This is a genomic window from Flavobacterium crocinum (assembly GCF_003122385.1).
Classification (GTDB): domain Bacteria; phylum Bacteroidota; class Bacteroidia; order Flavobacteriales; family Flavobacteriaceae; genus Flavobacterium; species Flavobacterium crocinum.
Genome location: NZ_CP029255.1, coordinates 1,648,327 through 1,661,523, shown reverse-complemented (window position 1 = coordinate 1,661,523; position 13,197 = coordinate 1,648,327). Strand labels below are relative to the sequence as shown.

Genomic DNA, 13,197 nt, shown 5'->3' with positions numbered 1-13,197 from the left:
TTAAAATGTCTTAACTCCAAAATTCAGCCAAATCATCTATAAATTGTATTTCATTGAGAAGATTATGTAGCGAGGCTGTACCGTATATTGTGAAACTCTTGTAGAAAACTGCGTAAAGTTATCATCATTCAAATATCTTGTATTTAACAAGTTTGTAGCTGAAACTTTGTATTCCCATTTACTGTTTTTCTTCTGATAAATTAAACTTGCACTTAAGAAATCATATTCGTTATCGACCGATTTATCTCCGTTATAATAATGATAGAATTCATATTCCGAAACAAAAGAAAAACTGTCTAAGAAATAGTAATCTAATTTGGCAAATGGTTTATCGGTGTAAAAAGTAGAACCGCTGTATTTATTTACCAAAAGATTGTATCCGAATTCGATATTTGGAAGCTTTTTATAATTTGTCGAAGCCCTTACGGTGTAACTCTGTACAAAACTTTCTGTTGTTCTTACATTACCATCTTGTTTATTATTAAACTTTGACCAGTTTAAACTTGCATTTACTGAGGCCTTGTAATTTTTCAAAAAGGAACGTCCGTAAGCCCCCATTCCAGAGAAAGTTTCATCGGCTAAATTGGAATTATAGGGAACTGAAGATTGATTAATTCCATCAAACTGAGCTTCTGTTTTTATGGCGTCCACTTTTCTGGTATAAGTTGCGTTCGCAAAAATGTTTTCGAAATTGAACATATTATACTTGAAATAACGAAGCGAATGAACTTGCGAAGTAGCATTTTCTAAAGTACGATTTCCACGAAATAAACTACTGTAATCTGATAAAACATAACCTGCAGCCAATTGATTAATATCCGTAAAATCATTCGTCAAAGAGAAATTATACGTCAATGTCTCAGATTTTTTGATTTGGTATAAAGCGAAGAAATCCGGCAGTATTTTGGTAAAACTTTGAGAATAATCTGTTCCTTCCTGTCCGTTTGTCATTTGGTAGGTATGCAGACTTACCCCAGGCGTTAAAGTAAATTTCCCGGTTAAGATTTTATAATGAAAGCCTACAAAAGCATCATTAAATCTGTAATCTACGTCGTTATTATTCGCCGGATCATTCAAATCATTTCTATCTCCATTATCTAACATTTGAAAGATATGAGAATTGAAGTTTTGATAAGAATACGTATTTCCTACTGTAACATTGAAATTACTTTTTGGCGTAACCATATAATAATAATCCAGTTTAGCATCCAGTTTATTCGTTTTTACAAAACGATTCTGATTGTAATCATTTCTGGATTGATCAACGTTATATCCTGTCAAATCTTCATCATTAAAAGGCATTGTATGCAAGTTGGCATTATAAAACGGATTTTCATCCTGATACAAATGCTGCATCTCAAAAGCGAAAATATTTTTGGCACTTGGTGTATAATACAAATTCAAATTCTGATTAAAAGAAGTTGGGTCTTGTTTTTTTGTTGTATAAATAGTTTCCGGCGTAGCAACATTCTGAACAATCTGTTCTCTAAACAAATCGGAGTATTCTTCCTGTTTGGTCAATTTGGATAAGATATCATAGTCAAACTGAAATTTATCACTTGGCTTATAGGTTGAACTTAATTTAAAAAGGCCTAAATTATTCTTTTGACTTGTATTTTCGTCACGTTTCTGCTGATCTCCGGAATCTAAAATCGTGGTCTGGGATTTTGTTTCTAATTGAGTTTTTGAAGTCGAAAGAATTCCGAAACCGCTCAAATTCCAAGCTTTATTAACTGAATAAGCAAAGTTTGTTGCTCCAAATTTGGTTTCAATTTCTTTAGCCCTGTTATTTCTCAAAAGTGAAATTCCTAAATCATTAGAAGAAACATTAAAACTGCTTCCTCCTTTTTTCATTAGGTTTTTAAATCCGCCCGTGAATTTAAAATAATCTTGGGCCGTAAGAGGCAATTCTCCAATATTATTGAAATTGGTAATTAAATTGATACTGTATTTTGGACTGTAATAAAAGAGCTTTGGATTAATAATATAACGACTATCCAATTCGCCAACTCCAATTCCTGCGGTTACATCACCAAACCAAAAGTTCTTTTTCCCTTCTTTCAGTTTAATATTCATAGCCAAATTATCTTGATCGTTTTCTAAACCTTTTAATTGACTTACTTCATTGTAATTTCTTAAAACCTGAATTTTATCAATAGCATCTGCCGGTATATTTTTAACGCCTAATTTTGTATCCCCGTCAAAAAAGTCTTTTCCTTCTACCATTAATTTACTAACTTTCTTTCCTTCCACTTCAATTTCTCCATCGGCATTTACCTCAACACCTGGAAGCTTTTTTAGAACATCTTCTAATTTTCTTTCTGTTCCTGATTTGAATGAATCTGCATTATATACAATCGTATCTCCTTTTATAGAAACAGGCATTTCACGAACAATTTCGACACCTTCCAATTCTATTCCGGCTCCATCCAAAACTACATTCTGAGTAATATTTTCGCTTTTAGTAGTTAAGGCAATGTCTTTGGATTTCATTCCGAGATAGCTCACTTTTATGATATAAGAAGTATTTGGTTTTAGAGTCAGCTGAAATTTTCCTTTATCATTGGTAATTCCATAAGAATCCATTGCTTTTGTACCATTGTTAATCGCCATAATGTTGGCCATTTCCAAGGGATTTTTCTGTTCATCCTGAATCAAACCGTCAAAACGGACACTTTGAGAGAAGCATATAGAAGTAAAAAGTAAGGCGAAAATAAAAAGTGTCTTATTCATTATCAGAATATTGTAATTTGGAAATTGAAAATTGGAATTTAAAAGGTTTTATCTTCCCATTGGAGGTGGTGGTCCGCCTGCGCGTCCACGGTTCATTTCTCTAAATTCCTCCATTTTTTTAATTACCGTTTCGTCGTATTCTTTTTGAGATATTACTTTTCCTTTTTTAGAAGGTTTTATTTGTGCTCTATCTTTAGGGTTTAAAACTACTTTAGAACATAAAATAGTTGTTGTTCCATCATTTATTTCTAAAATCAAACCTGGAAGTCCCCAATAATTCTCAGGCCCTTGATTAACCGGAATTTCCGGTGTATACCAAGCTGTTACTACAATCTCTTTTGGGATTTCGAAATTGTCTGTAAAATTGGTTTTAGTATCTCCCGAAGTCTTTTTAACCTCATCCTTTTTATCATCATTATTCTTAGGTCTGAAGTTTCTGAAATCGGTTTTACTGGCTTGTTTTACCGCAGTTGCTTTATAGCAGTTATAACCTCCAATTTGTTTGGTTTCCTGCTCTAATTTCCAGTCTAATTTTGGCAGAGAATCTACCACAAGAAATTCCTTACCCATAAATTCCTTATCAACAGTATACGATTTAGTTTTTATGTCTTTGTAGAAAGTTCCTCCACCACCGGTAAGTGAACCAAACATCATACGCATGCCATTTTGTTGTCCCGGTGCGTCTAATTTTTCTTCTTCTTTATAAATCGATGCCGATTTGTCGAAATTTAAAATAAATGTTTTTTCGAGCATTTTTTTCATACGCTCCTCCATATTTTTCTGCATTTCCGGAGTTATATCTCTGTTGCCACGCATTTCAAACTTAGGTGCCTGCGTTTTTGATTCGTAAACAGCCATTCCCTGAAAATCTTTTTGAGCCTGAATTTGTGTCCCAACAAGCATCAATGTCATATAAAAAAATATCTTTCTCATTTTATTTACTTTAAAAGTGGGTAAGTTAGAAAAAACTTACATTCAAATGTATTATTTATTTTAAGATTCAAAAAATTAAATATATTAATGCGTCCCGTCTATAGACAGAATCGCCTATTTTTTAGACTATTAGATTTATAAAAGGTTTAAAGGCTAAAAATGAATTTCTAATGCCAGTTTTTTTGTAATTTGGTATTCTTGTAAATCAATATCCAATGCCAAAAACAGTGCAATTATTTTTATTCATTTTATTTGTTTCATGCACTTCGAATGCACTGTTTGCACAGGATTCAAGTATTAATCCAAAATTATTATCTAAGTATAAAAGCAATGCCGATGTTTTTTTAGGGTATGACTCTTTTGGCTATTCTTATCAAATTAAAAACAATGTTTTCAGTAAAACTAAAGGAACTGAACTTTTTGAATACAAAAATGTTTCTCTGGGAAAAATCACAAAAGTTGATCTTCAAAATCCGTTGAAAATTGTTTTATTTTATGGAGATTTCAATAGTGTTGTTTTATTAGACAATCAGTTGAATAAAATGACTGAGATTAATTTCTCACAGAGTCCAACACCAATTGTAGTTGATGCAATCGGAATGTCAACACAAAATCAGTTATGGATTTATAACACTTTAAATCAACAGATTGGTCTTTTTGATTATTTAAAAAATGAATATAAAACCGTTTCGATTCCACTGACTGAACCCATTAAATATTATCAAACGGATTTCAATACTTTCAACTGGATTGATAAAAATAATAATTGGTTTTCCTGTGATATTTTCGGAAAAATAACTTCGAACGGAAAAGCACCTGATTTTAATAAAATCGAAATCATAAGTACATCACAATATATTTTTAGCAAAGACAATATTTTGTACTTTAAAGGGTTTGATAAAACAAATTCTGATGTAATTTCTGAGATTAAAATTTTAGAAAAAACCTTTGACAATTTTTATTACAAAGACCAAATTTTATCTATTTTTACAGCTACAGATATTTCCAATTATAAAATCGTAACACCGTAATGCACATAGCAATAGCAGGAAACATAGGCGCAGGAAAAACCACTCTGACCAAACTATTAGCCAAACATTTTAAATGGGAACCTCATTATGAAGATGTTGTTGATAATCCGTATCTGGATGATTTTTACCATCAAATGGAACGCTGGTCGTTTAATCTTCAGATTTATTTCTTAAACAGCCGTTTCCGTCAAGTGCAGCAAATTCGCGAAAGCGGAAAAAAAATCATTCAGGACAGGACTATTTATGAGGATGCGCATATTTTCGCTCCCAATTTATATGCAATGGGGTTAATGACAAGCCGAGATTTTGAAAATTATACTTCTTTGTTTGAATTAATGGAATCTCTGGTAAAAGCTCCCGATTTATTGATTTATCTAAGAAGTTCTATTCCAAATTTGGTTGGACAGATTCACAAAAGAGGGAGAGAGTATGAAAACTCTATTTCGATCGATTATTTGAGCCGTTTGAACGAAAGATACGAGGCTTGGATTCAGACTTATTCCAAAGGAAAATTATTGATTATTGATGTTGATAATATCAATTTTGTTGATAATCCTGAAGATTTAGGTGACATCATTAACAGGATTGATGCTGAATTAAACGGTTTGTTTTAAACACTAATTTCACAGATTTACACGAAAATATATGAAAGCCTCTAAATTAATTTTTAGAGGCTTTTTTATTTAAATATTTTCTTACTTTTATAATTAGAAAAAGTAATTTCCCGTTTTGGGAAAAATGATTACATTTGCAAAATACAGTATGAGAATAATAGCCAAAAGAACGTTGCAAAATTTTTGGGAACGATTCCCAAATTCAAAACAACAATTATTAGCTTGGTATCAAATATTTGATAAAAATAATTTTGCTAATTCAAATGATATAAAATCACTCTTTGGAACAGCAGATTTCATAGGCAACAATAAAGTTGTATTCAATATTTGTGGTAATCATTATCGCTTAATTGTAAAGATTAATTACGAAACTCAAATCATATACATTCTCTTTGTAGGCACACATAAGGAATATGATGATTTAACAGACATAAAAAACATGTAAGATGAATATAAAGCCAATAAAAACAGAGCAAGATTACAATCTAGCCTTGGAAAGAGCTAATTCTCTTTTTGATGCAAAACCTGATACACCTGAAGGAGATGAGCTCGATATTCTAGTTACATTAATAGAAAAATATGAAGAGATTCATTATCCTATTCCCGAACCCGATCCAATTGAAGCTATTAAGTTTATGATGGAACAAAATGGTTTAACTGATGCCGATTTGGGAGTCATTCTAAATAGTCGTTCCAGAGTTTCAGAATTGTTTAATCGTAAAAGAGCGTTGACAATAAAACAAATTAGAGTTCTTAATGAAAAACTTCATATTCCCGCCTCGACCTTAATTAAAGAATATGTTTTGAATCAATAAAAAAAGCCTCCAAAATTGGAGGCTTTTTATTTAGATATCCTAACAGGTTTGTAAAACCTGTTAGGATAAGTCTGAATAGTTATCTATTTTCTATTTTGCTGCTTCCACTTTCGCCAAAACTTCTTCTTCTGTTCCTTCAAAAACTTCAGTTATTGTTTTACCATTTTCTGTTTTAGTAACGGTTCCTGTAGTTTTTCCGTTTATATTTTTAACCTCAACACTAACCGATTTTTTCTCATATCTACTGGTGTCAAAACAATCGGTCTTTTGATATTTTCCAGTTTTATCAAAATGTGCTAAACATTTAGCAGTTTCTTCCGGAGAACAGCCTTTTTCTTTACACATTTTAATACATTCTTCTTTTGTCATTCCAGACATGTCACCGCATTTAGAAAATCCATCTGCATGCATTTCTGTTTTTGCACAGCAAGAAGCTTTTCCTGCAATATCAGATGGCGAATGACCTTCTCCTAAAATCGGAGCAATTACCAATCCAATCAAACAAGTTAATTTAATCAAGATATTCATTGATGGTCCTGAAGTATCTTTAAACGGATCTCCAACAGTATCTCCGGTCACAGCCGCTTTATGTGCATCTGAACCTTTGTATGTCATTTCTCCATTAATCATAACTCCCGCTTCGAAAGATTTTTTAGCATTATCCCAAGCACCTCCGGCATTGTTTTGGAAAACTGCCCAAAGAACACCCGAAACAGTAACTCCAGCCATATACCCTCCTAGCATTTCAGCAATTAACTGATTATTATCTGAATAAACCAATTTCCCAATCAATACAATCAAAATTGGAAATCCGATAGTTAAAATTCCAGGAAGCATCATTTCACGTAAAGCGGCTTTTGTAGAAATCTCAACACATTTTCCGTATTCCGGTTTTGCAGTTCCTTCCATAATTCCGGCAATTTCTTTGAATTGGCGACGTACTTCGTAAACCATATCCATTGCTGCTTTTCCAACAGAATTCATTGCTAAAGCAGAGAAAACCACAGGAATCATTCCGCCGACAAATAACATGGCTAAAACCGGCGCTTTGAAAATATTAATTCCGTCTATTCCGGTAAAGGTTACATAAGCTGCAAATAAAGCCAATGATGTTAAGGCTGCAGATGCAATAGCAAACCCTTTTCCAGTTGCAGCAGTAGTATTTCCAACAGAATCTAAAATATCGGTTCTTGTACGAACTTCTTTTGGTAATTCACTCATTTCAGCAATTCCTCCTGCGTTATCAGAAATTGGTCCAAATGCATCAATTGCTAATTGCATTGCAGTAGTAGCCATCATTGCTGAAGCCGCTAATGCCACTCCATAAAATCCCGCCAAAGCGTAAGAAATCCAAATGGCAACAGCAAATAACAATACCGTTGGAAATGTCGAGATCATTCCTGTCGCCAAACCTGCAATAACGTTTGTTCCTGCTCCCGTAGATGATTTTTGAACAATTGCTAATACTGGTTTTGTACCTAATCCTGTATAATATTCCGTTACGGAAGAAATAGCTCCTCCAACCACTAATCCGACTAAGGTTGCGTAGAAAACTCGCATTGACGAAATAGCTTTAGAACCTTCTCCAAAAAAACTCATTTGCATAGTTTCCGGAAGCATATATTGTACTAAGAAGAAACAAGCCACAGCAGTCAAAACAATAGAAACCCAGTTTCCTACATTTAATGCTTTCTGTACTTGAGCTTCTCTGGCATTATCATCTGAAATTTTTACTAAAAGTGTCCCGATAATCGAAAATATAATTCCAAAACCGGCAATTGCCATTGGAAGTAAAATTGGCCCAATGCCGCCGAAAGCATCGTTAATACTTCCGCCCATATCTTTTATAACGTAGTTTCCAAGAACCATTGCCGCTAAAACAGTTGCTACGTAAGAACCAAATAAATCGGCTCCCATTCCCGCAACGTCTCCAACATTATCTCCAACATTATCAGCAATTGTCGCCGGATTACGCGGATCATCTTCCGGAATTCCTGCTTCTACTTTACCTACTAAATCGGCACCAACATCGGCTGCTTTTGTATAGATTCCTCCTCCAACTCTTGCAAATAAAGCAATTGATTCAGCACCTAATGAAAACCCTGCTAAAGTTTCCAGAACAACCGTCATAGTATCAGTATCTTTCCAGACACCGCCAGAAAATAAATTAAAAAAGATTATAAAAAAAGCTGTCAATCCTAAAACCGCCAGCCCTGCAACACCTAATCCCATTACCGTTCCTCCGCCAAAAGATACTTTTAAAGCCTGAGGTAAACTTGTACGCGCTGCCTGAGTAGTTCTAACGTTTGTTTTAGTTGCTATTTTCATTCCAATATTTCCTGCATAAGCCGAAAATAAAGCACCAAAAATAAATGCAATTACTATTAATAAATGTGTTTTAACTCCCGGGATAAAAGTAATTCCTGCTAAGGCTAAACTGGCAATAATTACAAATATGGTTAATAACTTGTATTCAGCTTTGAGGAAGGCTAAGGCTCCTTCGTAGATGTAATCTGAAATCTCTTTCATCTTACCGTCTCCGGCGTCTTGTTTTAAAACCCAACTCCTTTTTATTCCCATGAAAAGTAATCCTAAAACTGCCATAACAATTGGCAGGTAAATCATAAATGCATTCATAATATAGTAATGGTTTTGGTTAATAGTCAACAATCTAACTAAAACGAATTTAAACAAAAAAGCAATACTCCTGACGGCAGTATTGCTTTTTTTATATATTATGAGTACTTAAATTATTTAATACTAAATAATCCCTCTGGTTTATTTTCAATATCGTTAAAACGCTTAGTACATTCAGCAATAATATCGAATGCTTCTTTTACGTCTCCCCATCCTTCAACATCTACTTTTTTGTTTTCAAGATCTTTGTAAACCTGGAAGAAGTGCTCGATTTCTTTTACTAAGTGAGGGTTGATATCTGATAAATCAGTTAATGAATTCCAAATTGGGTCTGAAACTGGTACACAAATAATTTTCTCGTCTGGTCCTTTGTCATCTGCCATGTGGAAAACTCCAATTGGCTTCACTTCCATCACACATCCAGGGAAAGTTGGCTCGTTTACCAAAACTAATACGTCAAGAGGATCTCCGTCTAAAGCTAAAGTTTCCGGAATAAATCCGTAATCAGCTGGGTACATCATTGATGAGAATAACATTCTGTCGAAACGCATTCTTTTAATTTCAAAATCGTACTCGTATTTATTTCTGCTTCCTCTTGGTATTTCGATTAAGACATCGAAAGTCGTTAATTTGTCTGCGGTCATTTTCGTTTTTTATTGTTTCTATAATTTCGCTTGCAAAAATAACTAAACAATCCCTTTTTACAATGAAAAAAGTACATTAATCGATGAAGTTTATTCATAAATTAATGTACTTTCTAAGTTATCTAACAGTGAGTTAATAAAAGTTTTTACAAATCAGCATCTTCTATCAGTTCTTCACTCAAAATACCCGAGCAAATTTCTCTAACTTCTCCTGTCATTCTAATATTAAAATCAGGATCAACTTTGATTTTTAATGTTCCTCCCTGCATTTTAATTGTAATATTTTCATCTACTAAACCTTTCCTTTTCATCACACTTGCCACAGCACAGGAAGAACTTCCTGATGCAAGGGTAAATCCTGCTCCTCTTTCCCAAATCAATACTTCTACTTCATTTCGATTAATGACTTTTGCAAACTGCACATTGATTCGATTCGGAAACATATAATGGTTTTCTAAAAACGGACCAAATTGTTTGATTTCATCAATACTCAAATCCTCTTTCAGAATAACACAATGTGGATTTCCAACAGAAACACAGTTTACATCAAAAGATTTACCATTTGCTTCAATCGTAACATTATCTACTTCAGGAGTTTCAAACTTTGTAGGAATCAAATCTGATTTGAAAATGGCCTGTCCCATATCGACAGTTATAATTTTTGCCTTATTATTTACTGCTTCTTCAATCGTAGCTTTTACGATTCCGCCTTTTGTTTCAACAGTAAATTCGTTTTTCGTTATTATTCCATAATCAAAAACATATTTACAGAATATACGCAATCCGTTTCCGCTTTTCTCTGCTTCAGAACCGTCTGGATTGAATATCTGTAAACCGATATCAGCGCGATCAGAATCAACCAATAACAAAATACCATCAGAGCCTATTCCGAAATTTACATTGCAGATTCTTGTTATCGCTTTTTGAGTTAGTTCAAATGTAATATTCTGGCTGTCCAGCACTATATATTCATTACCTAATCCGTGAGTTTTTACAAAGAAATTCTTGTTCATTTGTTTTATTATATTTTATAACTATTCGTTAGCTGTACTGATTTTGAAAATGGCACATGGATGACACAGATTCGCCAAAGCGAAGACGCGGATTAAAACGGATCCTTTATTAATCTGTTTAAAATTTAAGTAGAAAATCTGTTTTAATCCGCATTTTTACGAAGTAAATCCGTCTAATCTGCGTCATTATTGTGCTCTTCAAGTTATTAATCCGCTTAGCGGACAATCCTATTTTATTAATCCGACTAGAAATAGAATCCAAAAGATCCTTTTACAGCAAATTTGTGAGCGTCCGGCATGTCTAAATAATTTCCTCTCCAGGAGAAATCAATTCTAAAAACTTTGAAAATATTTCCAATACCGGCATGATATTCCCAATATACATTTTCAGGAGCATTATAAGGCAATCCAGAAGCATTGATAGCGCGATTAGCTTCAGAAATTGTTCCGTGCACTGCTCTAACTCCAATAAATTCTCTCCAGTTTAATTTTCTCATAAATGGAACTCTGGCGAATAATCTTCCGCCAAAATCATGATTCCATTGCAACGTTGTATATTGATCTGTTACGAATTCGTAGAAGTTAAGATTACTAAACGTATTTTCGATTGTAAAATAAGTCTGGTTACCCGGAATCACACTCATTAATCCTAACGGAATTGTTCCGAATGTTTTTCCTGTTTCTATAATAATATTCGATCTTCCTAAAGGTCCAATTATAATTGGCTGTTTGTAGAAAACCTGAATTTTTTCGTAAGCAAAATCGCTGTCTAAAACTCCTTTAAGACCATAACTAAAGTTTACAAAGAAATGGCTAAACGGACTGTCCACTAAATCTCTTTCTACACCATAACCAATTGTTTTTCGGTTTGGCATATATTCAAACTGAATATTCGCTTCTGTTTGTTTTACATCGCTTTTGATAACTCCTGTCGGATTTGCGGCCGTTGGCAAAGTAGTATAATAATCTAAACTAAAAGTTTTTGAAGCCGATTCTAATGTTCGATACGAAAATCCCGCCGAAACAACAAAATTCTTCTTGGCTTCCATTTCAACCGAGAGATTACTCAGATTAATATTCGTGAGTTTTCCGTTGCTTCCTGTTGTAAACAAAGCAGAAGAGGCAAAACTTCGGCCTAAAATATCATTTGTCGTGGTTAAACTGGCTCCAATCTGTTCGATGTCGCGCCTGTTTCCTCCGGAAATAATAACGCGGTTTTTCTTGTCGACCATCCATTTACCGGAAACTCCATATTTGAATTTATTATCATCAAATCCGTAAGCGGTATAAGCCTGCAAACGCCAAGGATCGTTTGGTCCGAAATACGTTCTTCCTCCTACCCTCAATCGTAAACCTTCGACTTCATTATAACCAAAAGTCGAATAAATAGGTCCGTAATCGAAGTTCTTAAATTCAACGTAACCGCTTCCTAAAATGGAGACGAGATTATAGAGCTGCTTAAATCGCTTGACCGTCTGCAGTGTATCGAGCATTTTATAAATACCCGCTTCATCTTTATTTAGTTTTTCAAAACGATTTTCTTCCCAGAATTCAGGCGGTCGATCATAGACCGCATTGTCTATGAAATTGACTTCTTCTTTATAGAATTTCTCCGGTTTCTGAATGTTGAATTTATGGTTACGATACAAAGTCGTTCGTTTTCCATAAACTCCTTTTGATTTTTCTTTTTTATTCAAAGCAAAATCAGACATCATATAATCGCGGGTCAGAAGGAAAATAGAATCATTTTCTACATCAAATTCCTGCTCGATGTAAATGTCTTTTACCCAGTTAATATTGGCGCTTTTAGTAACACCCATATTAATTTTTTTGATAGCAAAAGTCGTATCATTTACCCAGAAATCTCCTTTAAACGTCAGCTCATTTTTACGTCTCGGATAAAAAACAATATTAAAACACCATTTTTTGTCGATATAAGCACTGTCTTTCAATACGTAATTGTAAACATCAATTCCTGTTCGTGACAATGGACTTGTAAAACTTTTATCAAAAAACTTAAGGTGATTATCGTAAATATTATAATCTGAATAAAGGTCTTTTACGAAAGCCAAAATCTGTTGATTCCCATTGAAACCAGACATTTTGTTTCCAGTAATATTTTCTTTTACTTTCTTTAATTTATTATCTCCGTAAACATCATAAACCGATTCGTTTATAAAAATCGGCAGATACGTTTTTCCCGTAACATCTGAAGTATCAACATGATTAAAGACAAACTCCATTCCTTTGAAAAGCTTGTTTTTCATGAAAGCACTATCAATCGTGTTCATGTCAAACTCAACCTTTTCATACTTTTGCATTTGATATTGATTGAATTGGTAAAGTCCGTTTTTACGCTTTCTTTCCCAAATCTTCCTCAAAATATCTAATGCCGGATTGTTTTTTTTGGAAGTCTTACCTGTATAAATTACAACTTCATTCAATGCTTCGGCTTCGCCTAAAACAATTTTAAAATTATAATTGACTGCTTTTTCTAAAGGAACTTCTTTATCTGAAAACCCTGCAGAAGTCACTATTAATGCCGTATAAGTATTTGGTGATTCTAAATAAAAACGACCGTCCTCGTTGGAAACAATTCCGGTATTAGAACCTTTGAAAACAACATTTGCAAAAGGTATCGGCTGATTAGATTTGTCCAAAACAATTCCACTCACTTTCGTTTGTGCAGTAGCAATAGCCGCAAATGCGAATACAAAAAATAGGCTGAGTAAAATTATTCTTTTCATTGTCCGGGCAAAAAAAAACTTCATCAATTA

At 33.6% G+C, this 13,197-nt stretch carries 10 protein-coding genes; 4 read left to right on the top strand and 6 right to left on the bottom strand.

The annotated features are described in order from the left end of the window. Window positions 1–36 precede the first annotated feature (36 nt). Window positions 37–2,733, bottom strand: a complete 2,697-nt coding sequence (locus HYN56_RS07700) for a carboxypeptidase-like regulatory domain-containing protein (protein ID WP_109191642.1) — start codon at window positions 2,731–2,733, stop codon at window positions 37–39. A gap of 48 nt (window positions 2,734–2,781) precedes the next feature. After that, window positions 2,782–3,666 (bottom strand): GLPGLI family protein, encoded by an 885-nt coding sequence (locus HYN56_RS07695; RefSeq protein ID WP_109191641.1) that lies wholly within the window; start codon window positions 3,664–3,666, stop codon window positions 2,782–2,784. A gap of 215 nt (window positions 3,667–3,881) precedes the next feature. Between HYN56_RS07695 and HYN56_RS07690 the strand changes: the two genes are divergently transcribed. The 4 genes from HYN56_RS07690 (at window position 3,882) to HYN56_RS07675 (ending at window position 6,126) form a co-directional block, all read left to right on the top strand. Beyond that, window positions 3,882–4,697 carry a hypothetical protein gene (locus tag HYN56_RS07690; protein WP_109191640.1) on the top strand — a complete coding sequence of 272 codons (816 nt, stop codon included), beginning with the start codon at window positions 3,882–3,884 and terminating at the stop codon, window positions 4,695–4,697. Further along, complete coding sequence (locus HYN56_RS07685) at window positions 4,697–5,311, top strand: deoxynucleoside kinase (protein ID WP_109191639.1); 615 nt, start codon at window positions 4,697–4,699, stop codon at window positions 5,309–5,311. Before HYN56_RS07690 ends, HYN56_RS07685 begins: the two co-directional genes overlap by 1 nt. Before the next feature lie 148 nt (window positions 5,312–5,459). Next, window positions 5,460–5,756 carry a type II toxin-antitoxin system HigB family toxin gene (locus HYN56_RS07680; RefSeq protein ID WP_109191638.1) on the top strand — a complete coding sequence of 99 codons (297 nt, stop codon included), beginning with the start codon at window positions 5,460–5,462 and terminating at the stop codon, window positions 5,754–5,756. 1 nt (window position 5,757) lies between these two features. Then, window positions 5,758–6,126, top strand: a complete 369-nt coding sequence (locus HYN56_RS07675; RefSeq protein ID WP_109191637.1) for a helix-turn-helix domain-containing protein — start codon at window positions 5,758–5,760, stop codon at window positions 6,124–6,126. A gap of 90 nt (window positions 6,127–6,216) precedes the next feature. Here HYN56_RS07675 and HYN56_RS07670 read toward each other — a convergent pair whose 3' ends face one another. From HYN56_RS07670 to HYN56_RS07655, 4 genes are all read right to left on the bottom strand, one after another. After that, on the bottom strand, window positions 6,217–8,763 hold the full coding sequence (locus tag HYN56_RS07670; RefSeq protein WP_109191636.1) for a sodium-translocating pyrophosphatase: 2,547 nt from the start codon (window positions 8,761–8,763) through the stop codon (window positions 6,217–6,219). Window positions 8,764–8,876: 113 nt separating this feature from the next. After that, window positions 8,877–9,407 carry an inorganic diphosphatase gene (locus tag HYN56_RS07665; RefSeq protein WP_091493871.1) on the bottom strand — a complete coding sequence of 177 codons (531 nt, stop codon included), beginning with the start codon at window positions 9,405–9,407 and terminating at the stop codon, window positions 8,877–8,879. A gap of 146 nt (window positions 9,408–9,553) precedes the next feature. Beyond that, a complete protein-coding gene (gene dapF, locus HYN56_RS07660) occupies window positions 9,554–10,420 on the bottom strand; it encodes a diaminopimelate epimerase (protein ID WP_109191635.1) in 867 nt (288 codons plus the stop codon). A gap of 245 nt (window positions 10,421–10,665) precedes the next feature. Beyond that, window positions 10,666–13,167: a DUF5686 and carboxypeptidase-like regulatory domain-containing protein gene (locus HYN56_RS07655; protein WP_109191634.1), complete on the bottom strand. Its 2,502-nt coding sequence runs from the start codon at window positions 13,165–13,167 to the stop codon at window positions 10,666–10,668. Window positions 13,168–13,197: the final 30 nt, after the last annotated feature.

What these genes read in the sequence shown, in the direction of transcription:
- HYN56_RS07700 (WP_109191642.1), bottom strand. Translation starts at nt 2,733, where the DNA reads ATGAATAAGACACTTTTTATTTTCGCCTTACTTTTTACTTCTATATGC.
- HYN56_RS07695 (WP_109191641.1), bottom strand. Translation starts at nt 3,666, where the DNA reads ATGAGAAAGATATTTTTTTATATGACATTGATGCTTGTTGGGACACAA.
- HYN56_RS07690 (WP_109191640.1), top strand. Translation starts at nt 3,882, where the DNA reads ATGCCAAAAACAGTGCAATTATTTTTATTCATTTTATTTGTTTCATGC.
- HYN56_RS07685 (WP_109191639.1), top strand. Translation starts at nt 4,697, where the DNA reads ATGCACATAGCAATAGCAGGAAACATAGGCGCAGGAAAAACCACTCTG.
- HYN56_RS07680 (WP_109191638.1), top strand. Translation starts at nt 5,460, where the DNA reads ATGAGAATAATAGCCAAAAGAACGTTGCAAAATTTTTGGGAACGATTC.
- HYN56_RS07675 (WP_109191637.1), top strand. Translation starts at nt 5,758, where the DNA reads ATGAATATAAAGCCAATAAAAACAGAGCAAGATTACAATCTAGCCTTG.
- HYN56_RS07670 (WP_109191636.1), bottom strand. Translation starts at nt 8,763, where the DNA reads ATGAATGCATTTATGATTTACCTGCCAATTGTTATGGCAGTTTTAGGA.
- HYN56_RS07665 (WP_091493871.1), bottom strand. Translation starts at nt 9,407, where the DNA reads ATGACCGCAGACAAATTAACGACTTTCGATGTCTTAATCGAAATACCA.
- dapF (WP_109191635.1), bottom strand. Translation starts at nt 10,420, where the DNA reads ATGAACAAGAATTTCTTTGTAAAAACTCACGGATTAGGTAATGAATAT.
- HYN56_RS07655 (WP_109191634.1), bottom strand. Translation starts at nt 13,167, where the DNA reads ATGAAAAGAATAATTTTACTCAGCCTATTTTTTGTATTCGCATTTGCG.